Annotated in this window: 26 protein-coding genes; 9 read left to right on the top strand and 17 right to left on the bottom strand. The window is 65.8% G+C overall.

The features are described 5' to 3' along the window. Positions 1-127: 127 nt before the first annotated feature. The gene (locus VGC77_RS07205; RefSeq protein ID WP_331170889.1) at positions 128-349 is read right to left on the bottom strand and encodes a hypothetical protein; all 222 of its coding nucleotides are present in this window, start codon (positions 347-349) and stop codon (positions 128-130) included. A gap of 183 nt (positions 350-532) precedes the next feature. Between VGC77_RS07205 and VGC77_RS07200 the strand changes: the two genes are divergently transcribed. Together VGC77_RS07200 and VGC77_RS07195 are read left to right on the top strand one after the other, a co-directional pair. Beyond that, complete coding sequence (locus VGC77_RS07200; RefSeq protein ID WP_331170888.1) at positions 533-1,543, top strand: alpha/beta hydrolase; 1,011 nt, start codon at positions 533-535, stop codon at positions 1,541-1,543. Between the two features lie 271 nt (positions 1,544-1,814). Continuing rightward, the gene (locus VGC77_RS07195) at positions 1,815-2,084 is read left to right on the top strand and encodes a GCG_CRPN prefix-to-repeats domain-containing protein (RefSeq protein WP_331170887.1); all 270 of its coding nucleotides are present in this window, start codon (positions 1,815-1,817) and stop codon (positions 2,082-2,084) included. 98 nt (positions 2,085-2,182) lie between these two features. Here VGC77_RS07195 and VGC77_RS07190 read toward each other — a convergent pair whose 3' ends face one another. Beyond that, positions 2,183-2,863: a TetR family transcriptional regulator gene (locus tag VGC77_RS07190; RefSeq protein WP_414709620.1), complete on the bottom strand. Its 681-nt coding sequence runs from the start codon at positions 2,861-2,863 to the stop codon at positions 2,183-2,185. A 94-nt stretch (positions 2,864-2,957) separates the two neighbouring features. Here VGC77_RS07190 and VGC77_RS07185 point away from each other — a divergent pair, with 94 nt between their 5' ends. The 3 genes from VGC77_RS07185 (at position 2,958) to VGC77_RS07175 (ending at position 4,326) form a co-directional block, all read left to right on the top strand. Beyond that, the gene (locus VGC77_RS07185) at positions 2,958-3,623 is read left to right on the top strand and encodes an O-methyltransferase (RefSeq protein WP_331170886.1); all 666 of its coding nucleotides are present in this window, start codon (positions 2,958-2,960) and stop codon (positions 3,621-3,623) included. 144 nt (positions 3,624-3,767) lie between these two features. After that, on the top strand, positions 3,768-3,998 hold the full coding sequence (locus VGC77_RS07180) for a colicin E3/pyocin S6 family cytotoxin (protein WP_331170885.1): 231 nt from the start codon (positions 3,768-3,770) through the stop codon (positions 3,996-3,998). Then, positions 3,991-4,326, top strand: coding sequence for a hypothetical protein (locus VGC77_RS07175; protein ID WP_331170884.1), 336 nt, complete (start codon positions 3,991-3,993; stop codon positions 4,324-4,326). Before VGC77_RS07180 ends, VGC77_RS07175 begins: the two co-directional genes overlap by 8 nt. A gap of 50 nt (positions 4,327-4,376) precedes the next feature. Here VGC77_RS07175 and VGC77_RS07170 read toward each other — a convergent pair whose 3' ends face one another. The 3 genes from VGC77_RS07170 to VGC77_RS07160 all read right to left on the bottom strand — a co-directional run bounded on the left by VGC77_RS07170 (position 4,377) and on the right by VGC77_RS07160 (position 8,554). Beyond that, entirely contained in the window at positions 4,377-4,952 is a 576-nt protein-coding gene (locus VGC77_RS07170; protein ID WP_331170883.1) for a hypothetical protein, read from the bottom strand. Positions 4,953-5,118: 166 nt separating this feature from the next. Further along, positions 5,119-6,753, bottom strand: coding sequence for an RNA-directed DNA polymerase (locus tag VGC77_RS07165; protein ID WP_331170882.1), 1,635 nt, complete (start codon positions 6,751-6,753; stop codon positions 5,119-5,121). 268 nt (positions 6,754-7,021) lie between these two features. Beyond that, positions 7,022-8,554, bottom strand: a complete 1,533-nt coding sequence (locus VGC77_RS07160; protein ID WP_331170881.1) for an acyl-CoA carboxylase subunit beta — start codon at positions 8,552-8,554, stop codon at positions 7,022-7,024. 272 nt (positions 8,555-8,826) lie between these two features. Here VGC77_RS07160 and VGC77_RS07155 point away from each other — a divergent pair, with 272 nt between their 5' ends. Beyond that, positions 8,827-9,279 (top strand): DUF4260 domain-containing protein, encoded by a 453-nt coding sequence (locus tag VGC77_RS07155; protein ID WP_331170880.1) that lies wholly within the window; start codon positions 8,827-8,829, stop codon positions 9,277-9,279. A 2-nt stretch (positions 9,280-9,281) separates the two neighbouring features. Here the strand turns inward: VGC77_RS07155 and blaOXA are convergent, their stop codons facing one another. The 7 genes from blaOXA to VGC77_RS07120 all read right to left on the bottom strand — a co-directional run bounded on the left by blaOXA (position 9,282) and on the right by VGC77_RS07120 (position 15,694). Next, on the bottom strand, positions 9,282-10,100 hold the full coding sequence (gene blaOXA / locus VGC77_RS07150) for a class D beta-lactamase (protein ID WP_331170879.1): 819 nt from the start codon (positions 10,098-10,100) through the stop codon (positions 9,282-9,284). Positions 10,101-10,280: 180 nt separating this feature from the next. Beyond that, a complete protein-coding gene (locus tag VGC77_RS07145) occupies positions 10,281-10,547 on the bottom strand; it encodes an EscU/YscU/HrcU family type III secretion system export apparatus switch protein (RefSeq protein WP_331170878.1) in 267 nt (88 codons plus the stop codon). Further along, positions 10,544-12,283, bottom strand: coding sequence for a flagellar hook-length control protein FliK (locus tag VGC77_RS07140; protein WP_331170877.1), 1,740 nt, complete (start codon positions 12,281-12,283; stop codon positions 10,544-10,546). Before VGC77_RS07140 ends, VGC77_RS07145 begins: the two co-directional genes overlap by 4 nt. A gap of 60 nt (positions 12,284-12,343) precedes the next feature. After that, positions 12,344-13,129 carry an ATP12 family chaperone protein gene (locus tag VGC77_RS07135; RefSeq protein ID WP_331170876.1) on the bottom strand — a complete coding sequence of 262 codons (786 nt, stop codon included), beginning with the start codon at positions 13,127-13,129 and terminating at the stop codon, positions 12,344-12,346. Between the two features lie 15 nt (positions 13,130-13,144). Further along, positions 13,145-13,459, bottom strand: a complete 315-nt coding sequence (locus VGC77_RS07130) for a hypothetical protein (RefSeq protein ID WP_331170875.1) — start codon at positions 13,457-13,459, stop codon at positions 13,145-13,147. A gap of 31 nt (positions 13,460-13,490) precedes the next feature. Then, complete coding sequence (locus VGC77_RS07125) at positions 13,491-14,903, bottom strand: RluA family pseudouridine synthase (RefSeq protein WP_331170874.1); 1,413 nt, start codon at positions 14,901-14,903, stop codon at positions 13,491-13,493. 164 nt (positions 14,904-15,067) lie between these two features. After that, positions 15,068-15,694: a class I SAM-dependent methyltransferase gene (locus tag VGC77_RS07120; protein ID WP_331170873.1), complete on the bottom strand. Its 627-nt coding sequence runs from the start codon at positions 15,692-15,694 to the stop codon at positions 15,068-15,070. A 275-nt stretch (positions 15,695-15,969) separates the two neighbouring features. Here VGC77_RS07120 and VGC77_RS07115 point away from each other — a divergent pair, with 275 nt between their 5' ends. Further along, positions 15,970-17,487 carry a L,D-transpeptidase gene (locus VGC77_RS07115; RefSeq protein WP_331170872.1) on the top strand — a complete coding sequence of 506 codons (1,518 nt, stop codon included), beginning with the start codon at positions 15,970-15,972 and terminating at the stop codon, positions 17,485-17,487. Between the two features lie 37 nt (positions 17,488-17,524). Here VGC77_RS07115 and VGC77_RS07110 read toward each other — a convergent pair whose 3' ends face one another. After that, entirely contained in the window at positions 17,525-17,944 is a 420-nt protein-coding gene (locus VGC77_RS07110) for a secondary thiamine-phosphate synthase enzyme YjbQ (RefSeq protein WP_331170871.1), read from the bottom strand. 181 nt (positions 17,945-18,125) lie between these two features. Here VGC77_RS07110 and VGC77_RS07105 point away from each other — a divergent pair, with 181 nt between their 5' ends. Together VGC77_RS07105 and VGC77_RS07100 are read left to right on the top strand one after the other, a co-directional pair. After that, a complete protein-coding gene (locus tag VGC77_RS07105; protein WP_331170870.1) occupies positions 18,126-18,347 on the top strand; it encodes a ChaB family protein in 222 nt (73 codons plus the stop codon). Positions 18,348-18,419: 72 nt separating this feature from the next. Next, entirely contained in the window at positions 18,420-19,406 is a 987-nt protein-coding gene (locus tag VGC77_RS07100) for a zinc-dependent alcohol dehydrogenase family protein (RefSeq protein WP_331170869.1), read from the top strand. On the opposite strand, the gene VGC77_RS07095 is transcribed toward VGC77_RS07100, so the two are convergent. The 4 genes from VGC77_RS07095 to VGC77_RS07080 all read right to left on the bottom strand — a co-directional run. Continuing rightward, entirely contained in the window at positions 19,403-20,017 is a 615-nt protein-coding gene (locus VGC77_RS07095; RefSeq protein WP_331170868.1) for a hypothetical protein, read from the bottom strand. The genes VGC77_RS07100 and VGC77_RS07095 overlap by 4 nt on opposite strands. 96 nt (positions 20,018-20,113) lie before the next feature. Next, positions 20,114-20,734, bottom strand: a complete 621-nt coding sequence (locus tag VGC77_RS07090; RefSeq protein ID WP_331170867.1) for a LysE family transporter — start codon at positions 20,732-20,734, stop codon at positions 20,114-20,116. Between the two features lie 108 nt (positions 20,735-20,842). Beyond that, positions 20,843-22,171 (bottom strand): replication-associated recombination protein A, encoded by a 1,329-nt coding sequence (locus tag VGC77_RS07085; RefSeq protein ID WP_331170866.1) that lies wholly within the window; start codon positions 22,169-22,171, stop codon positions 20,843-20,845. Positions 22,172-22,352: 181 nt separating this feature from the next. Beyond that, on the bottom strand, positions 22,353-22,543 hold a 191-nt coding region (locus VGC77_RS07080; RefSeq protein WP_331170865.1), incomplete at its 5' end, for a PDZ domain-containing protein.

Below are 22,543 nucleotides of genomic sequence, written 5' to 3'. Positions count from 1 at the left end.
GGGTCGATCGACGGCTTATATCGCTGTTCGCCGGCCCGCGCCATCGCGCCGACCCCAGCCTTTGTGCGAAGATCCGTGAGGCGTGCGCGGCTGTCGCGCCGGCAGGCCTTGCGGCCGCCGCCGGCGCTCAGTCGCCGCTCAGCGCGCGGCCGATCCCGGCGCCGAGCGCCAGCACCAGCGTGCCCGCCGCGGCAAAAGCCAGATAATCCGGGTGCCCGCACAACAGCGTGGAGGCCGAACACACATCGACCGCCCATGAGTTGCCGTAAAACACTTGCGCGTGGGCGTAGCGAAACAGCATCGCCGCGCCGCCCAGTCCCAGCGCGATGAACAGCAACAGCGCAGCCATGTCGTCTCCATCCCGGATTTGGGTTAACCAGGGCACGGCACGGCCGATTCGCCGATTGACCTCGATCAAACATGCCGCCGGGGCGCGGCGCGGCCGGGAACGATGCGCCGCGATGAGCGTCTGCTTGCCATGCGGCACCGGACGCTTCCCCGCGACCTCCCGCGACCCTCACCGGAGACCGCCATGACCCGCCCGCTGCTGCCCGCCTTGATTGCCGCGCTGATGCTGCTCGCGCCGGGCGCCGCGCCCGCCGCCGACGAGGCGACGCGGGAGCCCTACGGCATCGGGCTGGAAGGCTTCGCCTATCCCTATCCGGTGCAGATGCTGCCGCTCAGCAATGACGGCGAACAATTGCGGATGGCCTATATGGACGTCGCCGCGGCGCAGCCCAACGGCCGCACCGTGCTGCTGCTGCACGGCCGGAATTTCCCATCGAGCTATTGGGCGCCGGAGATCAAGACCCTGACCGACGCCGGTTACCGCGTGGTGGCGCCGGATCAGATCGGCTTTGGCAAATCCTCCAAGCCCGCCGGCGAATTGCATTTCGACAATTTGGCTCGCAACACCATCGCGCTCGCCGACCATCTGCAGCTCGGCCGCGTCGACATCGTGGCGCATTCGCTGGGCGGCATGCTGGCGGTGCGGATCGCCCGCGCCGATCCGCAGCGGATCGCGCATCTGCTGCTCGCCGCGCCGATCGGCCTTGAGGATTACCGGCTCTATGTGCCGCCGACCGCGACCGAGAAGATCATCGAGACCGAGGACAAATTGACCGCGGACGGTTACCGCAAGCAGCTCGAGACCAATTATTCGCTGAAGACGCCGCCGGAGCAGGTGACGCCGCTGATCGACGCCCGCTTCAACATCAAGGGTGCGGCGGATTATCCGCGCTGGCTGCGCGCCTTCGTCGCCTCGGCGCAGATGATCTATCGCGAGCCAGTGGTGCACGAGATTCCGCTGATCACGGTGCCGACGCTGTTCGTGATGGGCGCCGACGATCACAACGCGCCGGGCCGGCCCAACGCGCCGGAAGCGCTGCGCCCGAAGATGGGACACAATGCCGATCTAGCCAAGGCGCTCGCCGCGCAGATGCCGAACGCCCGCGCCGAAGTGCTGGCCGACGCCGGGCATCTGGTGTTTCTCGATCAGCCCGCGCAATTTGACCGGCTGATGTTGGAATTCCTTGCCAAGTAACCTGCGCTGGCCTGCCCGGATTTCGCATGCGCCGGGCCCGCGCGCCGCAACGCAGCAAGATGACGCCGCGGCGAAAAGCCGTTCGGCAAAGCTCCGGCGCAGCGACGACGCGTCGCAGGTCTGCGCCTGGCCACAGACATTCATTCCACATTCACAGAGAAACTGCTTTTGTTATGCTCGTCGCCGACGCGGGGAGAGAAAGACTTTACGATCACCAGGGAGTCGGTCAGGTTGGTGCGCCCGCGACGCGGGCCGAAGAAAGGGAGAGACTATGAAGACGATCTTTGCAGCCGCGATGTTTGCCGTGGGCCTTGCCGGCCTCGGAAGCGCCAACGCGATGCCGCTGGCGCCGCTAGCCGGGACCGACACCGCGGGCGTGATCCAGGTGGCGCAGGGCTGCGGTCCGGGCTGGGCCCGCGGCCCCTATGGCCGCTGCCGCCCGATGTATCGCGGCCCGGTGGTCGTCGCGCCGCGGGCCTATGTCCGCCCGCCGGTGATCGTGCGCCGCGGCCCGCCCTGCCGCTACGGCCGCTGCTACTGAGCCACCCGACACACGACGAAAAACCCCGCGCCAGCGGGGTTTTTTGTTTTTGTTGGGGGCAGTAGCGCCGTTGTCTGCTACGCTTTCTCCATTGCTTGCTACGCTTTGCTGCGTCGCTTGCGGCCGCGGCTTTCCGGCGACGCGCCCGCTTTGGCTTGCAGCGTTTCGAGGTAGCCGCACAACATCTCGCCCAACGCGTGCGCCCGCGCATCGATCGCGGCAGACGCGTAGCCCGTCTCCGAAAGCTGCTTTCCCACCGCCGCCATCGCCATCATCACGACATCGGCCGCGACCAGCAACTCGGCCTGCGCGATGTCAGGTAGCGCCTCGCGCAGGAAGGCGCGCGCGGTTTTGGTCCCGGCAAGACGCAGCCTGCGCGCTTCGGGGGCGTCGCGATACAAAGGCGCCGCGTCGTCCAGCGCGCCGCGGATTTGCGCCTCCTCGCATTCGCTGCGCACGAAGGCGACAACCGCCAGCCGCAAACGCTCTCGTGGCGGGCGCGAGCGATCCAACAGGATGCCGGCCAACAGCCCGCCGGTCTCCTGCCATTCGTCGGCCTGCAACTGGAACAGGATTGCCGCCTTGTTCGGGAAATATTGATAGAGCGATCCGACGCTGACGCCGGCCTCTTCGGCGACCCGCGCGGCGGTGAAGCGAGCGGCGCCGTGGCGCGCCAGAACGCGACCTGCCGCTTCCAGAATCGCCGCCACCAGATGCCGCGAGCGCTGTTGTTGCGGCTGTTTTCGCGTGGAAATGCGGGGCGTTGCGGGTCTGGCCACGGCGGTCCTCGGAATGCGAATTGAAGAATGCGACTATTTCATCGTATTTTGCCGCGACCCGCAAGATGCGGCCTTTTGCTTCGGAGACCAGTTGATGACAACGTTGACCAATGCCCCGCTCGCCCCGTTGCTGGAGCGGCTGTTCGCCGACGCCGACGCCAGCACCGCCGCGCTGCGCCCGACCGTGATGCAGATGACGGACGACGAGCGCGCGGCGATGATGGCGAGCACGACGAATTACCGCGCGCTCTACACGCAATTGAAGGACGCGCATCTGGCGGTGTCGCGCGCCACCGCGACGCTGCTCTACCTGCTGGCGCGCTCAAGCGCCGCGCGCAGCATCGTCGAATTCGGCACCTCGTTCGGCATCTCGACGCTGCACCTTGCCGCAGCCTTGCGCGACAACGGCGGCGGCCGGCTGATCACCAGCGAGTTCGAACCGTCCAAGGCGGCGCATGCGCGCGCCAATTTTGCCGCCGGCGGGCTCGCCGACCTGATCGAAATCCGCGAAGGCGATGCGCTTGAGACGCTGGCGCGCGACCTGCCGGAGCGCATCGATCTGGTATTGCTCGACGGCGCCAAAGGCCTCTATCCGGCGGTGCTCGACCTCGTCGAGCCGCGGCTGCGGCCGGGCGCGCTGCTGCTCGCCGACAACGCCGACTGGAGCCCGGACTATCTGGCGCGGGTCCGCTCGCCGGCGCGCGGCTATCTGTCGACGCCGTTCGCCGACGACGTCGAATTGTCGATCCGGCTCGGCTGAGGCGGGCGGCGGGCTGCGTTCGCCGCGACGACGTCATGAGCGCGCCCCTCCTCCGAGGATCTCGGCCGCAAATAATGTCTGCTGCTGCGCCACGACACCGCAGATTTGTGGCATAATGGCCAAGGATCTTTGTATGAGCGCGTCGTGGCCAAGCCGATCCCCAAGCCTTGCTTTCTCGATGGTCTTGAGCCGCTCGGCGCCATTCACGGGGAACGACGATGGCGAAGCCAGGATGGCAAACGCCTCTACACCTGGGACGGCTTGCACGGCGAAATAGAAGTCTTCAATGCTCGTGGTAAGCATCTGGGCGCGCTCGATCCGTTGACGGGAGAGCTCATCAAGGACGCCATGCGCGGGAGAACGATCGATGTCTGACATCCAAACCGGAAGCTTCATCGAGCTTTGTCTGGCAGGAACCGCTCTTGTGGAAGAGATCGATGACTTCGTCGACCGCTGGCACGCCACGCCCGCGGAGACCAGCTTGCGCGACTACCTCGGTATGTCCGAAACGGAATACTCGCTCTGGGTCAATGACCCCGACGTTCTGCCATACGTCATCCTTTCCCGGAAGGAAGGGCGGCCTTTCCCGCAGGTGGTCAACGACAACTACTACAGCAGCGTCCGCCTGGCAGCCCGGCCCGACCAACAGAAGATTGGTGTCTTGAAGGATTGGCTGGAGAGGCAGGGATATCTCGCGCGATGAGTGCTGCCGAGGTTAACTTGGCCGTACCCATTTCATCATGGCTCCGCGTACTAATTCCACTCAAACTCCTGCCCTACGATCGACCGCATCAATTCGTACAATTCAACGTGGCTAGCACTCACCGAGGCTGATCTGAGTAAGTAATTAAAGCTGATAGCCAAAGCCGCGTTTCTTCTCGGATTTAACAGCAAACAGTCGGACCAAACCGCATCTCCATTCTCTATGGATGCCGCGTACTTCAGCATCCAATACATGAGCACCTGCCTAAAATCGCCCGACACAAAATTTCTATCCGTATTTTTGACCTCAATTAGGATTCCGCCAAGGGAAAAATCCCCAACTCCAGACGCGATCCACCCTAGCCCGGGGATCACTGGACTCTTTAGAATCTTGACGTCGGGATGCTGACCGTTAACACTCCGCAACATCTCAACAAGATTGCGCGCAGTGTGGGATGCCACATCCAAATCGCACTGCCCCAATTCTTGAGAAATCTTTGCATCATAATGCCGTCTTTGCCGCTCGATTGCCACCTTAAAGCAGCCATCCCAGCCGGGGGCCGTGTCTCCATCCAACAAATGTTCCGCGCGAACCATCGCGAGCTCGAATAACAGTGCCTTCTGCAAATGGCTCCTTACCACGAGTTTGTCTGGAACCGGATCGATGCCTGCGAACGATACGATCCCCCTATTTAACGACGTCACCAACCCACCTGTCAGGCAAGGAAATAAGATATCCAGAACACCAGGAATATCGCGCGCTACAGTCCTTGGATCACGGACCGGAAGCCTCCTAAGCGCCATCTTTCGCCCAATCCTCGTAACAAGACGCAAACGTACTTCCGCTATCCGCCTCAAAGCCGAGTCGCCAGACTTGGCTCAGCGACCTTCGCAGCTGGCCCCGCGCGTGCGCCCCATCATCTCCAAAGCTTGCCGCCGCCAACCATACCATTCGCTGTTCATCAGGACCAAGATTTTGCCATTGATTCCTTAGACGCGTGAAACTCGATCTATCCCCCCAATGCCTCCAACAGTCGATGCAAGCACGTCTCACGGCTTGGGACGCCGCCTTTTCATAAGTGCTCCGTACCAAACGACCGCGAGCATCGGTCTTCTTGAAACGAATCGCCCGTAGGTAATGCAAGGTATTCACCTCCGGCATCAATAGGTGCGACGCAGCTTCAGGCACCCTATCGAGCAAAACATCGATCTGCTCAAAAACCGCCTCAAATTCAGAGTTGGCGCGCACCGAATAAACTCCCCGCATAATCTTCGTCCACGAAGCTCTAAATGAATCGAGGTTCTTTGGCTCCAGCAAAGTCGCGCACAGCTGCGCCGCGATCTTTGGCTCCTGAAATTTCAACGCCCGCCCAATTTGAGCCAAGACAAAATTGTCCGGCTGAGACTTCTCCCTCTCCAAGTCCAGCAAGAACTGGATGTCGATACTCTCAAACGACTTCCTAAGTTGCTCATACTCGACCTGCGCCGTATCCGAGTATGGGTCAAAGTGCAGATCAAGCTCCCTCAAGACCAAACTAGCATCCTCACCATGCCCAAGCTGAGCCGCGACATAGTCCATGTAGTGCTTCGCGCTAAGAATTGTAGTCTTGGTGCGATTTAGCGAGAGGCCGTAATCAGCAAGCGAATGCGACAACACAGATAACGCTGCATAAGCGTGCTGTTGGGACGCACAGACCAAAGTGAAATCATCCACATAGCGGCGCCAAACGATCGCAGCGTCAGAGAGTGAAGTGTCAATCGGTGTCATCATCACTTCTGCAAGGATGCGGGCGCACTGTCCTCCTACAGGAAGACCAAAAGATCGACCCGACGCCAGCTTACTCAAAATACGATCAATTTGCACCGCAACGGTAGAACCAGTCGGACCAAGATCATTTATGATGTTCTCAAGTCTATGATGGTAGATGTGCTCGTAGAAGCTCGAAATATCCGTCTGGACGACGACACACCCTTCATTATTCAATCCCTCCTCTTGGAGCGTCGCTTCCTTGTAAGTCCTCCATGACTTCGACCTATCGAAGAAAGAGGAGGCATCAGTCACTAATCGGTATGAATGAACACGATCACTACGAGTCTTTTCGTTGGCTTCCGCAACAGCCAATCCAAGACCGTTCATATATAGATTCCAAAATGGGTTTATTTTTGTAGTGATGCGAAACCCATGAGAACCCGAGGGTACCAACAAGCGCTCTGCGCCAACCGTCAGTTGGTTCAAAAAAGCAGCCGCCTCTTTGGTATTCTTTGAATTTATCAATTCAAAGAGGTTGAAGCAAATTGTCGAGAGTTCTTCGGCCTTGTCGCGAACAAACCCTGAGTCGACGTCATATGGCAGCGTATCGTTATCGCCGCTTCGCCCAATCTCTTGGGCGGCTCTCAAGAAGTGAGCTCTTGTGATCTGCAATTCCATTCCTCTCCAATTGAATACGATGCTACAAAATGTCGGGCCGCCTGCAAATGGGCGCTAGGCCGCAGATGGCAAATGAGTTCGCCGATTTAGGGAAGCAAACCCAACGTTTACCGTCACGCGGCGGTCCTGCGAGCTGACCTTCACTTCGAAATGGGAGAACGCCCGATATGGTCCCCACCGCAACACAGTCGGCATCGCCGCCCCCTTACGCAAAAGGCCCCTCGCCGCAACGGCAAGGGGCCTTTTCCTTACTTCAAAAACATCATCCTCACATCGGAATGTTGTCGTGCTTTTTCACCGGCGCTTCCACCTTCTTCTCGCGCAGCATGGCGAGCGAGCGGATCAGCCGGCGCCTGGTCGAATGCGGCATGATGACGTCGTCGATGTAGCCGCGCTCGGCGGCGACGAACGGCGACAGGAAGCGGTCCTCGTATTCCTTGGTGCGCGCCGCGATCTTCGCTTCGTTGCCGATGTCCTTGCGGAAGATGATCTCCACCGCGCCCTTGGCGCCCATCACCGCGATCTGCGCGGTCGGCCAGGCGTAGTTCATGTCGGCGCCGATTTCCTTCGACGCCATCACGTCGAACGCGCCGCCGTAAGCCTTGCGGGTGATCACCGTAACCAGCGGCACCGTGCATTGCGAATAGGCGAACAACAGCTTGGCGCCGTGCTTGATCAGCCCGCCATATTCCTGCGCGGTGCCCGGCAGGAAGCCCGGCACGTCGACGAAGGTGACGATCGGAATGTTGAAGGCGTCGCAGAACCGCACGAACCGCGCCGCCTTGCGCGAGGCGTCACTATCGAGCACGCCGGCCAGCACGATCGGCTGGTTGGCGACGAAGCCGACGGTGCGGCCGGCCAAGCGGCCGAAGCCGGTGACGATGTTCTTGGCAAACGCGGCGGACAGCTCGAAGAAGTCGCCCTCGTCGACCACCTTGAGGATCAGTTCCTTGATGTCGTAGGGCTTGTTCGGATTGTCCGGGATCAAGGTGTCGAGCGACATGTCGACGCGCTCGATGTCGTCATAGCTCGGCCATTCCGGCACGCCGTCGGCGCTGTTCGACGGCAGGAAGTCCAATAGCCGGCGCATCTGCAGCAGGGTTTCGACGTCATTCTCGAACGCGCCGTCGGCGATCGAGGAGCGCGTGGCGTGCACGCTGGCGCCGCCGAGTTCTTCCGGCGTCACCACCTCGTTGGTCACGGTCTTCACCACGTCGGGGCCGGTGACGAACATGTAGCTGGTGTTCTTCACCATGAAGATGAAGTCGGTCATCGCCGGCGCGTAGACGTCGCCGCCGGCGCAGGGGCCCATGATCACGCTGATCTGTGGGATCACGCCGGAGGCCTGCACCACGCGGCGGAACACGTAGGAGTAACCGGCGAGAGCCGCGACGCCTTCCTGGATGCGCGCGCCGCCGGCGTCGTACAGCCCGATGATCGGCGCCCGCGCCTTCATCGCCATGTCCTGAATCTTGCAGATCTTCTGCGCGTGGGTTTCCGACAAGGAGCCGCCGAACACGGTGAAGTCCTTGGCGAACACGAAGGTCTTGCGGCCGTTCACGGTGCCCCAGCCGGTGACCACGCCGTCGCCGGGGATCTTGGATTTGTCCATGCCGAATTCCACCGAGCGATGCTCGACGAACATGTCGGTTTCCTCGAACGAGCCCTTGTCGAGCAACAGGTCGATGCGCTCGCGCGCGGTCAGCCGGCCGCGGCTGTGCTGCGCGTCGATGCGCTTCTTGCCGCCGCCGAGTTTGGCTGCCGTGCGGCGTTCGTCGAGAGATTCGAGGATGTCTTTCATGAGCTCCAGACCGCTTTCGTGGGATGTCGTGAGGGTGTGCGTTGCGCCGGTTTTGCCGCCGGTTTGCCGCAAAATTCAAGGCCTTCTAACACGGGGTACTCGAGTGGGGAATTACCTATCCGGCTACGCTGCCGGGCTGCTGTGGTGTCAGCTTGCCGATCAGCGGCGAAGGCGGCGGCGGGCGGTGGCCGTCGCATGCGGGCGGCGCGTTTGCGCCATGGCGCGACGGCGTGGCGCCGACTATATCCCCGGTCCCTGCAGGAGCATGATCCATGACCGAGAGCTCAGCCACCAGCGCCGGTGCGGTAACCGGCGGCGTCCGAACGCTGCTGCGGGCGGAAGGCGCCGCGCTGTTTCTCGGCCCGACGGTGTTTTATGCGCTGACCGACGCGCCGTGGGAACTCTACGCGCTGGTATTCTTCGCACCGGACCTCGGCTTGCTCGGCTATCTGCTCGGCCGGCGGATCGGCGCGATCGGCTATAATGCGCTGCACACCACGATCGGTCCGCTACTGCTGGCGATCGCCGGGGTGCTGACCGCCGAGCCGCTGGCCGGCGCCATCGCAACCATTTGGCTCGCCCATATCGGCTTCGACCGGATGTTTGGCCTCGGCCTGAAATACGCCACCGGCTTCCGCTTCACCCATCTTGGCCGAATCGGCAAACAGCCCGACGCCAAGCCGGCGGACCGCGCCACGATCGATCCGGCGCCAAAAGCCGCCTGAGCTCAGATCGCGCCGATATCGCCGAGGCATTGCTGCGCCAGCGCCATGCGCTGGGCGACGTGGCGCGGTTCGCGAATATCGAGATTGAGCGCGAACACGGTCTGCGCGCTGCCCTTCTCGGCCCAGCCGACCAGCCAGCCCAGCGTCGGCTGGCCGGTCTCGGCGCCGAGCAGTCCGGTCTTGGCGCGAATCACCGCGTCGCCGATCTTCGTCACCGGCAGAATGTCGCGCACCAGGTCCTGGCTGCGCGTCGAGACCGGCAAGGCGCCGCGGCGCAGCCGGTCGATGAAATCGATCTGCTGGATCGGATCGATCTGCAGATCGCCGGTCAGCCAGAACTGATCGATGCCGCCGCCGATGGCGTGATTGCCATAGTCGATGCGATCGAGATAGTTCTGCATCCGCTCAGCCCCGATGCGGCGGGCGATCTCCTGATACACCGGCACCGCGGAGGCGGCGATCGCGCTGCGAAGCGTGTGGTCGCGATTCCACGTCTCGACGTCGCGGGTCACGCCGTCCCATTTGAACACGTCCTTGTCGGGATCGCCGACCACGCCGGTCTCCAGCGCGATCAGCGAATTGGCGATCTTGAAGGTGGAGGCCGGCCGGAAGCCCTCGCCAGAGCGGTCCGGGTCGCTGGCGACGATCAGATAGTCATCGGTCTTGTAGCCGACGAAGGTGCCCGCGGTGCCGGCGTCGGCGAAGTGCTTGGCGAGGCCGGCGCGGATCTCGCTGCGCGGCGGCGCCACTTCGGCGCGCGCGGCAGCCGGAGCAAGCGCGGTCGATGCGAGCAGGCCGAAGGCATGGCGACGAGTCAGCACGGCGACACCGGATCAAATGCGACGGCGCAAGATGCCGGTCGTATCGTGGTAAAACGATGGCAGGCGCTGCGCCGTTGCGCTTGATCCAATTGAGCTGAAGCGCTGCGACAACGGCGGCGAGCTCCCTCTCCCATGGGGAGAGGTGAAGCCGCTGCTAATTCATCATTCCGGTCGCAAGGCCTACCGCACCCGGCCGGACAGCCGCAGCACGAACACCAGCACCTCCGCCACCGCCTTGTAGAGCTCCTGCGGAATCTCGTCGCCGATCTCCACCTTGGACAGCGCGCCGGCCAGCACTTCGTTCTCCTCGATCGGGATATCGTGGGCGCGCGCCACCTCGATGATCTTGGCGCCGATCGCGCCCTTGCCCTTTGCGATCACGGTCGGCGCGCCGCTCTTGTCGTAGTGCAGCGCCACCGCGATCTGGTTGATGCCTCGGCCGGTCATAGCGCGCGGTCCAGGAAATAGCCGGCCGCGGCGGCCGGCGGCGGGCTCGGCGCGCCCTCGCGGATCACGATCTCGCCGGGCTGCAACTCGGCGCGGCTGAGCGCGCGGCTGAGTTCGCCGCTGCCGGCGCGCAATTGCGCGGCGGTCGAGGGCCGCTCCGCCCACATCCGCACCGAGGTCTTGTCGCCGATCAGCGACACCAGCGCGTGCACCGGCCCCGCCGGTTCGACGTCGAGCGAAAACCGCGCGCGCCACACCCGCTTCGCCGGATCGACCTCCCTCGCCTGCGACTCCCGCGAAATCTCGAACTGCGCCACCGCGGTGCCCTGCGCCGTGACGAACGGAATCTCGAAATTCCACCGCGCCGTGGCCGGATCGCTCCGCGCCGCCGCGCTGTCGGCGCGGTCCGGCAATGAGGCGACCTGCAGCAGCGTCTGCCGCGCGATCGCGGCGTCGGTCTCCGACAATAGCCGGCGCGCGGTGGCGTCGAACGGCTCGTGCGACACCGACGAGGCCGGCTCCACCGGCTGCACCGTCGGCAGCGCGCCGCGGATCGGCGGCGGCGTCAGGCTGCCGCGTTGCGCGACGTCCTCTTCGGGCGTGGGCGACAGCCGGGTGCCGGTCACCAGCGGCAGCAGCGACAGCATTGCGGCATTGCCGGACAACAATTTGACGACCTGGCCTGCCGCCAACGGATTGGCCTGCAGCGCTTCCTGCAACACGCTGAGCGCCGCATTGCTCGCCGCGGTGCGCGCCCCGGCCTCGGCCGCGGTCGCCGCCGGCACCACCACCGGCGTGGTCGATTGGAATTCGGCGATGATGGTGTCGAGCGACGCCGTCGCCTGTTGCGCCGCGAGTTGTTGCGCCTGCAGCTCGGCGAGCGGCGTCGCCGTGGCCGCCGTGGTTTGAGCGGCGACCGCCGCCGGCGTGGTCAGCGCCCGCTCGGCCGCCAGCACCTCGGCCTGCAACCGGCCTTCGATCGAGGCCGCGGTCGGCACCACGACTTGCGTCGCCGCGGCGCTGCCGAGCGAATTCGCCAGCACCTGGCGCAGCACGATCAGCGCGGCCTTCAGATCGAGGATCGGCGTTGCCGCCGAGGCGCCTGCGGCCAGCGAGGCCTCCATGAACAGGCCGGAGGCCTGGAACGCCTGCTGGATGTCGGCGCCGCTCAAGCCGGGGTCGAGCGTGGTGCGCTGCGCCAGCACCTGCAGCACCGCGACCTGCAGCTTCGGCGGCAACGCGCCGAGATCGGCGGCGGCGAGATTGGCGAACAGCGGCGCCAGACTGCCCTGCTGGGCGGCGGCAACTTGCGCGGCGGTCGCCACCGCGACGGTCTCAGCCGGGCTGAGTTCGCTTTGCAACGCGACGTTGGCCGCCGGCAATTGACTCGCCAGGCTGAGTACCTGATCCGGCAGCAAGGCTTCGAGGTCGAGCGCGGCGGCGTTGCCGGCCAATTGCGCGGCGGTGAGATTGAGCTGAGCGCTGATCTGCTGCGGCACCACGGCGAGCTTCACACCATCGGCGGTCTGCGACACCGACAATTGCAAGCTCTGGCCGGGCTGCAGCGCGACCTCGGAGCGCGCCGCGATCGTCTGGTTGCCGATCGCGATCTGCACCTGGTCGCCGTCGACCTTGATGACGCGGGCCGCCACCACGGTGCCCGGCTGCAATGCGACAGCGCCGGTCGCGCCCTGGACGGCGAGGACCGGAAGCGCCGAATTGACCGCGATCGACATGGTGCTCACTTCGCCGGGCGAAATTGACACACAGCGTAACCAACGGACGTAAACCCGCCGTTAACCGATGGTCGGGCCGAGCGCGCCGATCACCAAGGCGGCGGCCTTGAAATCGACCTGGCGCGCGGCGCGACGCGCGGCGACCTCCTCGTCGATGCCCCATTGCGCGATGTTCCAGTCCTCATCGACATGAGCCGCCGCCCAGACCTGGTCGGCGCCAAGGAACCGGGCGTGCAAGGCCAGCGCCAGCAGCGCCGAGCCGGTGATGCTGGTCACGATATGCAGCGCGGCGATCGCCCAGGCGTCCCGCGGCAGTGCCGCGCGCGCCGCGGCCACCGCGGCGTCGGGCTGCCGGATATGCACGATGCCCTCGGCGAGGATGAAATGCGCGCCGAAGCTTTCGGCGGCCCAGAACAGCACCGGGTCCCAATGCTGGCTTTCCCGCGCCACCAGCCCCTCGGGGAAGCTCGCGCGATAGCACAACAGATCGCTCTCGAAATATTTGGCGACGTCGTCGGTGACGGCGTCGACCCGCTCTGTGACCGCGTCGATCACGCTGTTGGCGAGCCGCGTCAGCGGCATCGACATCGGCTCGATGAACTCCTGCTGCGCCTGCCATTCACCGACGATGGCGTCCGCGATCGCGCGGTTCGGCGCCACCAGATGGCCGCGCGACGGGGTGCGGACCTGTTTGCCGTCGAGCGTGATGGCAAAGCCGCCCGCGGCCTCAACTAATTCGGCGCTCTGATAGAACCGTTTCGGCCGCGGCCCGCGGCTCGAGCGGCGCACCGCCTCCTGCGGATCGAGCGCGGATTTTCCGGCCACCTCGTCGAACAATTCACGCATCGCCAAAGAAATCCGTCAGCGGTTGGCGCAGGCGCGCGAATAGGCGGCGCGCTGATTGGGTTTCAGCCCCGCGGCGGCGCCGTCGTCGAGGCAATCCACCACGCGGTCGCCGAACGATCTGCGCGCCACCGGCGCGGTCGGACGCGAGGGTGCTGCGTCCATCTGCGGCACCGCGGGCACCTCGATCTTCGGCGGCGGCGGGGCGGGCGGCGGCGGCGGACTGAGCGCGGAGGAGCCCGGCGGAATCTGCGCCTGCGCGACGCCGCCGGAAATTGCCGACAACACCACGCAGGCGCAAAGCATTGCGATCGATCTGTGCATCGTCCTCATGTCGTGATCCCGCCTCGGCTTCGCAAGCGGCTTACTCTTCCGGGGCGTTCTCGATCGGGTCGAAGCGGTCGTGTTCCAGCCCGAGCAGGTTCCAGGATTGCAGCATATGCGGCGGCAACGGTGCGCTGACGTCGATCATGCCGCCGCGCGGATGCGGGATCACGATGCGCCGCGCCAACAGATGCAGCCGGTTCTGCAGCCCGCCGGGCAATTGCCAGTTCTCGATGTTGAAGTATTTCGGATCGCCGACGATGGCGTGGCCGATATGCGCCATATGCGCGCGCAGCTGATGGGTACGCCCGGTGACCGGCTTCAGCGATACCCAGGCGAGTTTGGTCGCCGAGGTTTCCACCACCGCGTAGTAGGTCACCGCGTGGCTGGCGCCCTCGTCGCCGTGCTCGGCGATCCGCATGATGGTGTCGTCCTCGCTCTCTTCTTTGGCGAGATAAGTCGAGATGCGGCCCTGCTTCGGCTTCGGCACGCCGGCGACCAGCGCCCAATAGACTTTGCGCGCCGAGCGTTCGCGGAACGCGCCGGTGAGCGCGGTGGCGGCAAAGCGGGTTTTGGCGATCAACAGACAGCCCGCGGTTTCCTTGTCGAGCCGGTGCACCAGGCGCGGCTTCTGGCCCTTGGCGTCGCGCATCACCTCCAGCATCAGGTCGACGTGGCGCGTGGTGCCAGATCCGCCCTGCACCGCGAGCCCGGCCGGCTTGTTCAGCACCATGACGTCGGCGTCCTCAAAGAGGATCATCGCCTTCAGCGCGGCCAGCGTCTTCTGCTCGGCTTCGGAGAGATGGCCGGAGCCGACCTTGGGGGCGTCGAGCTTGAGCGGCGGAATCCGCACGCTCTGGCCTTCCTCGAGGCGATCCTTCGAGTCCGCGCGCTTGCCGTTGACCCGCAATTCGCCTTTGCGGACGATGCGCTGGATGTGGGAGAACGACAGCCCGGGATAGCGCGCTTCGAGAAAGCGATCGACCCGCATGCCGTTCTCGTCGGCCGACACCACCACGGTCTCGACCTTGGTCGGCAACGGCACGTCGGGGACCACGGGTTTTTCGGCTTCTTCGGCGCGCGGCTCGGGGCGCGGCGCGCGCGGCGCCGGCGAGCGCGGCGGCTTGGCGCCGGGGCGGAACGAACTCGGGCGATCAGACGCGGCACGCTCGGGGCGCTCGGCGCGTTGCGGCCGATCGCCAAAGGGCCGTTCGGAGCGTTGCGGGCGCTCGGGGCGGTCGCCGAATGAGCGCTCGCCGCGTTGCGGACGATCGTTGCGCTCGGCGGCACGTTCCCGCGGCGGCCGCGGGCTCATCGGGCGATCGCTATTGGTGCGGCCGGCCTTGGCCCGCTCGCCCGGCGACGGCGCCTTGCCGCGGGCGGGACGCTCGGCCTTGCCGCGGTCGCCGCCGGAGCCGCGTTTAGCGAGAGGTTTCTTGACGCGACGGCTCATTTGGGTGCTCCGGAGGAAGGCCGTGGTTAGCGTAAAACCCGCTCCGGGTCACGGTGAAATCGCTCAAGCAAGGGCCAAGGTGGCCTGAAAGCCGGCAGAAGCGTTCGATCGGCGAACCCGGAATCTCGCAGGGGGTACGCCCGTTCAAATCAATGCGACGCGGGTCAGCGCTCGCGCGGCACCCAGATGTGCACGCCCAGCACCCCGGCCTTTTGCGTCGGCGGCGAGCCGATGTAACGCAGCGCCGGCATCTCATCGAACAGCTGCCGCCATCGCGCATTCTTGTAGACAATGCAGTAGTTCGGGCTTTTCAGGCGCAGCAGGTGCTCTCTCACGCGCTGCATCACCTGCTGTGAAAACGGATTGAACATATAGAGCAGGAACGGCGCGTCGCCGAAGGCGTAGTCCGCGGCATCGCCGTGCACGACGCTCACATGACTGAATTCGCAGGCTGCGACGTTGCGGGCGGCGAGTTCGGCCAGCTCATCGGCGAATTCCACGCCGACGCAAGATTGAAAGCCGAGTTCGGCGGCGGCGATCAGCATCCGGCCCTTGCCGCAGCCGAGATCGACGAATGTGTAGTCGCCAGGCGTCAGCCCGATGAAGGCGACGGCGTCGCGCAGCACGCCGGGGTCGCTGGCCTGATAGCGCTCGCCGTAGCGCCGGCTGTCGTGGCCGATGGTCAGATCATCGAGCGCCACCCGCCCGCCGGTCTCAGTGCCGTATTTGCTGTCGCAATCGTCGCGCGCCGCCTCGGGCTGGTCGCCGCGTCCGGTCAGCAGGTTCCGCATCCAGGAGAACACCATCGCCGGCTACCTCGCGCGCTGCAGCGCGGATCGTTGCAGCGTAATCCGCCACGGCGGACGCCGCAACGCCGCCCGCCGGCGCGCGTCGAACTGCCGCGACGGCGGGTTTCCGCGGCGGCCGCACTTCCGCCTAGGCGGGCTGTCCTATATGAGGGATTCGGTGCGCGTCGGATTGCTGCCGGCGGTGCGGATCACGATCCGGCGGCGCGGCGGAACCGGGGCAGCAAGGTCAGGCGGGACAGAACGTGGGCGATCGATTGATGAGCAGGCAACACGGCGTGGCGAAGCGGTGCAGAACGCCGCTGCTGGTGACGCTCGCGGCGATGCTGGCGCTGGCGGCGCCCTGCGGCGAGGCCGCAGCCAAGCGGGCGCGTCCGCCAGCCGCGACCGAGGCCACCGCGCCGCGCCCGGCCGGCGAGCCGATCATGGCCATCGTGTCGATCGCGGCGCAGAAGGTCACGATCTACGACGCCGACGGCTGGATCCTGCGCGCCCCGGTGTCGACCGGCACCACCGGACGCGAGACGCCGGCCGGCGTGTTCGCCGTCGTCGAAAAGGACAAGGACCACCACTCGACGATGTATGACGATGCCTGGATGCCGAACATGCAGCGCATCACCTGGAACGGCGTCGCGCTGCACGGCGGCCCGCTGCCCGGCTATCCCGCCTCGCACGGCTGCGTGCGGATGCCCTACGACTTTGCCGAGAAGCTGTTCGACAAGACCAATATCGGCATGCGGGTGATCATCGCGCCGAACGACCCGGCGCCGGTGACGTTCTCCCACCCGGTGCTGCTGTCGCCGAAGCCGGAGGCGCTGGCGGCGGCGCCGGCGCGGGCCGACACGCTAAGCCGCGCCGCCGCCGAGGCGATTGCCAGCGCCGACGAGACCAAGCAGGCCTCCGCCGCGGCGAGCCGCGACGCGGCAGCGCTGGCCGCGTCGCTGCGCAAGCTCGAACGGCTCAAGGCGCGCGCCGATGCCGATCTGAAAGCCGCCGACAAGGCGCTCGCCGCGGCGTCGGACCAGGCCAGGACGCGCGCCGAACAGCGGCAGCTGACCGCCGCGCAAAGCGCCGCCGACGCCGCGACGCAGCTCGACGCCGCCCGCGCCGATGCGCAGGCCAAGCGCGAGCTGGCCGCGGTCGCCAAGGACGCCGCCAAGGCCGCCGATGCCAACAAGGCCAACGCCGTCAAGGCGGCGGGCGAAGCGAAGCTCGCGCTGGAGCCGGTCTCGATCTACATCAGCCGCGCGACGCAGACGCTCTACGTCCGGCGCAACACCCATAAGCCGTGGCCGGACGGCGGCGAGGTGTTCGACGCCACCGTCGAGATCCCGATCAGCATCCGCAATCCGGATCAGCCGATCGGCACCCACGTGTTCACCGCGATGGCGCGCGACGACAGCGGGCTGCGCTGGAGCGCGGTGACGATCGACCATGGCGACGAGGCCAAAGCTGCGCTCGACCGCATCGCGATTCCGCAAGATGCGCTCGATCGCATCGCGGCGACGGTGATGCCGCGCTCCTCGATCATCGTCTCGGACGAGCCACTGAGCAAAGAAACCAATTATCGCACCGAATTCGTCGCGGTGCTGAGCAACCAGCCGCAGGGCGGCTTCGTGACGCGACAGCCGACCGCGCCCGCCCCGGCGCCGGTGGCGGAGCGCGAGGTGCAGGACGATTTCTTCAGCTTCTTCCAGCGCAACGACGATTCCCAACCCGTCAATCCGCGGCGGCGCGTCGGGCCGCCGCCTCCGCCCGGACCACGGGGCTGGTGGTAACAGCGCCACCCAAGCGGCCGGCGCGTTGCTGCGCCGACTATTCCCCGATGATCTTGATCAGCACCCGCTTGCGCCGGCCGCCGTCGAACTCGCCGTAAAAGATCTGCTCCCACGGGCCGAAATCGAGCTTGCCGTCGCTGATCGCGACCACCACCTCGCGCCCCATCACCTGCCGCTTCATATGGGCGTCGGCATTGTCCTCGCCGGTGCGGTTGTGGCGATAGCCGGCCACCGGCTCGTGCGGTGCGAGCTTTTCCAGCCAGACGTCGTAGTCGGCGTGCAGCCCGCTCTCGTCGTCGTTGATGAACACCGACGCGGTGATGTGCATGGCGTTGACCAGCGCCAACCCATCGCGCACGCCGCTGTCGTGCAGCGCCGCCGTCACCTGCGGCGTGATGTTGATGAACGCCCGGCGGCCAGGGGTTTGAAACCACAATTCCTTGCGGAATGACTTCATTGCACGCTCTCCCAGTTTCGCGGCCGGATTGGCGCGAGGATTTTACACGGCCGCCGCGTCCGATGCATTGACGGCGCCCGCTGCCGCGGCCCCGGCATCTTGCGGCGCGACGCAAGCCTGCCCCATTCCGATGCGAGCCTCGCGGCGCGGCGCCGGCGTCGGCCCGCACCGGAGTGCGCGAATGCCCTACGCCTCGATCGACGATCTCCCGCCGCCGCTGCAGGTCCGGCTGCCGCTGCATGCGCAGCAGATCTATCTCGCCGCCTTCAACAGCGCCTTCGCCGAATATGCCGAACGCGGTCCGGAACAGCAGGAAAGCACCGCGCATCGCGTCGCCTGGGCGGCGGTGAAGAAGCAATACCGCAAGCAGAACGAACGCTGGGTGCCGCGCGACCCGGCGTGAGCGCCGCTTGCGCCGCGGATTGCTTGGCGCTGCGGCCCGGATGTAGGTTTGCGCAAGGCGACGGAGGCAGACATGGATGCGATGGTGCTGACGGCGCCGGGCGCGCCGCTCTCGATGCAGCAGCGCGACGCGCCGCAGCCCGGCTGCGGCGAGGTCCGCGTCAAGGTCAGCGCCTGCGGGGTCTGCCGCACCGACCTGCACGTCGTCGACGGCGAATTGCCGAACATCCGCTACCCCATCATTCCCGGTCACGAGATCGTCGGCCGGATCGAGGCGGTCGGCGCCGGCGTCACCACGCTGCGGATCGGCGACCGCGTCGGGATTCCCTGGCTCGGCCATACTTGCGGGGTCTGCCGCTATTGCCGCGCCGGGCAGGAAAACCTCTGCGACGCGCCGCTGTTCACCGGCTACACCCGCGACGGCGGCTTCGCTACACATAGCATCGCGGACGCGCGCTACGCGTTTGCGCTCGGCGAACAGGGCGACGACGTTTCGATCGCGCCGCTGTTGTGCGCCGGGCTGATCGGCTGGCGCTCGCTGGTGATCGCCGGCCAAGCCGAACGGCTCGGGCTCTATGGCTTCGGCGCCGCCGGCCACATCGTGGCGCAGCTGGCGCGCTGGCAGGGCCGCCGGGTCTACGCCTTCACCCGGCGCGGCGACACCGCGGCGCAAGGTTTCGCCCGCCGCCTCGGCGTCGACTGGGCCGGCGCCTCGGACGAACGGCCGGGCGAGCCGCTCGACGCCGCGATCATCTTTGCCCCGGCCGGTGAACTGGTGCCGGCGGCGTTGCGCGCGGTGCGCAAGGGCGGCCGCGTGGTCTGCGCCGGCATCCACATGAGCGACATCCCGAGCTTTCCCTACAGCCTATTGTGGGAGGAGCGGCAACTGGTTTCGGTCGCCAACCTGACAAGGCGGGACGGCGTGGATTTCCTGAACGTCGCGCATCAGGCCGGCATCAGGACCGAAACCCATGCCTACCCGCTGCGCGATGCCAATGCGGTGCTGAATCGTTTGCGCGCCGGCGACGTGCTCGGCGCCGCGGTGCTGGTGCCCGACTAACGCCGGAAGAAGATCGGCGACTCGCCGGGCAGCAGCCGCGAATTGATATCGCTGTCGAGGCGGCCGGATTGCTGCTGGCTGTAGCCCGCGCCCAACGACAGGCTGAGATTGGGAGCGGCTTGAATCTCGAACCCGACATTGGCGCCATAGGCCGCCGCGGTGCCGGCGTCGCTCGTCAATGGCGTCAGCGGACGCAGCACGCCGGAATCGTATGTCAGGCTGTCGAAGCCGGCAAACAGCTTCACCGGCAGGCCGCCGGCGCCCTTGAAGGCATAGCCGAACTGCGTGCTGTCGTAATTGAGCGCGCCGAAACTACCGAACGCGCCGCTCTGGCCGAGGCCGCTCAGATTGAGGCTGCCGCTTTCGCCGCGGACGAACCCGCCGGTCGGAAATTTGTCGCGCCAATCCGCGGCGTCGCCGGCCGCGAGGTCAAAGCTCGGGAAATTGCTGTAGGTCTCGGCACTATTCGTGGCGGTCGCGCCGCCGAAGCCGAACATCCCGCCTGGAACCCAATAGCGCAGCGGCGCGACCTGGGCTTCAGCCGCCTGCCCGCCGAGACAAAGCGTTGCGACGACGATCGCGAGCGCGCGTTTTCCTGCGAAGATCGACATAGCGACACCGATGAAGAGGCCTCCAAATTATAGAGCACGGAGATCCAGAAGGCCAGCGAGCCCGTGGCGGATCAGCGCAACGCCGGCAGCGGCGGGTCACCTGCTGACAGCGAGGCGCACGCCGAAGCCGAGCAGGACCACGCCGCACACCGCATCGATGCCGCGACGCATCCGATGATAGCGGGCTTGCACGGCCTTGCTGGTGAACAGCAGCGCCAGCCCCAGATGCCAGCCCAGCGACAGGCCTGCGATGGTCAAGGCGGTGACGAGGTAGAACCAGATCGGCGCTGAGGCGGGGAACGTGGTCGCAAACACGCTGGTCCAGAACGCGCCGGATTTCGGATTGGTCAGGCTGGTGAGCAGCCCGGTTCGCCAGGCCTTCGCGGCGTTCATGGCCGGAACAGTCTGCGCTTCATTGTCCTGGCGCGCCAATGCACGGAGCAGCAACTTCACGCCAAGCCACATCAGATATCCGGCGCCGACGAGCCTGACGGCCAGACAAAGCCATTCGCTGGACGCCAACACCGCAGCGACGCCGGCCATCGCCAGAACGACCCAGACTACCGATCCGGTCGCGATACCAAGCGCGACCTGGACGGCGAGATGCGTCCGGCCGCTCAGCGACAACTGGCTGATCACCAGGAAATTCGGGCCGGGGCTTGCTACCGCGACGGTGTAGAGCATCGCTATGGCGAAAAGTGCCGGCAGGTAAGCCATTGTGTTTCTCGCGTGTGATCCGGATCAGCGCAGCGACACAGGCCCTATTATCATGGCGGCGACGCTCCGCATATCCCTTGCAATCGCTGCGTCGAGGCGGCGACTTGCTCAGCTCTTGGCGGCGCGCAACTTGGCCCAGTAGTCCAGCCGCTTCCTGATCTCGCGCTCGAAGCCGCGGTCCGGCGGATCGTAGAAGGTCTGGCGGCCGAGCGCTTCAGGGAAGTAATCCTGGCCGGAAAAGCCTTCCGGGGTGTCGTGGTCGTATTGATAGCCCGCGCCGTAGTCCTCGGATTTCATCAGTTTGGTCGGGGCGTTGAGAATGTGTTTCGGCGGCAGCAGCGAACCGCCCTGTTTCGCCGCGCGCATCGCCGCGCCATAGGCCTTGTAGCCGGCGTTGGATTTCGGCGCGGTGGCAAGATAAATCACCGCCTGCGCGATCGCCAATTCGCCCTCCGGCGAGCCCAGGAAATCGTAAGCGTCCTTGGCGGCGTTGCAGATCACCAGCGCCTGCGGATCGGCAAGCCCAATGTCCTCGACCGCCATCCGCACCACACGTCGCGCCAGAAACAACGGGGCCTCGCCGGCATCCAGCATCCGGCACAGATAGTACAACGCCGCATCGGGATCGGAGCCGCGCACCGACTTATGCAGCGCCGAAATCAGATTGTAGTGGCCGTCGGCGGATTTGTCGTAGATCGGCGCGCGGCGCTGCAAAATCTCCTGCAACTGCGCGGCGTCGAACACTTCGTCGGCGCGGGCGGCGCGCCACACCTCTTCGGCGAGCGTCAAAGCGGCGCGGCCGTCGCCATCCGCCATCCGCACCAGCACCGCGCGGGCCTCGGCATCGAGCGGCAGTGTCTTGCCTTCGACGGCTTCGGCATGGGCGTAGAGCTTCTCGATCGCCGCGGCATCGAGCGAATGAAATACCAGCACGCGGGCGCGCGACAACAGCGCGGCGTTGAGTTCGAACGACGGATTTTCCGTGGTGGCGCCGACCAGCACCACGGTGCCGTCTTCCATCACCGGCAGAAAGGAATCCTGCTGCGCCTTGTTGAAGCGATGCACCTCGTCGACGAACAACAGCGTGCCTGTGCCGGTCTGCCTGCGCGCGCGCGCCGCGTCGAACACTTTCTTCAGATCGGCGACGCCGGAAAACACCGCGCAGATCTGCTCGAAATGCAGCTCGGTGGCGTCGGCTAACAACCGCGCCACCGTGGTCTTGCCGGTGCCGGGCGGGCCCCAGAACACCAGCGAGCCGAGCGTGCGAGTTTCCAGCATCCGCGTCAGTGCGCCATCGGGCCCGAGAATATGATCCTGGCCGACCACGTCGGCGAGCGCGCGCGGCCGCAGCCGGTCCGGCAAAGGATGCGGCGCATCCCGCTCCAGGCCCGCCGCGGCGAACAGGTTTTCCGATTGCTGCGGGCGTTTCGGGCTCATGGGCGGACCTTCTCCCTCTCCCCGCTTGCGGGGAGAGGGACGGGGTGAGGGGGCGCGAGACATGGGGGAGAAGCCTGCGATACGACGAGACGCCCCCTCACCCGACCGGCTTCGCTGACGCTTCGCCGGTCGACCTCTCCCCGCAAGCGGGGAGAGGTGAAAAGAAGCTGCGTCGCGCGCCTCATCCGCCGAGCGTGACGTTGATCTGCTGGCCGCCGCGCACCACGGTGATGCGCCACAGCCGCGAAGGCTCGCTGGCGATCCGCTCCAGCTCGGCAGTGCGCGCGATCTTCTTGTTGTTGACCGCGATGATGATGTCGCCCTTCTGGAAGCCGACGCTAGCGGCCGGCGCGTCGTCGGCGAGATCGATCA

The organism is Rhodopseudomonas sp. (genome assembly GCF_036404135.1).
GTDB lineage: Bacteria > Pseudomonadota > Alphaproteobacteria > Rhizobiales > Xanthobacteraceae > Rhodopseudomonas_A.
The sequence above is the reverse complement of the archived record's forward strand: the minus strand, read 5'-3'. Positions and strand labels throughout refer to the sequence as shown.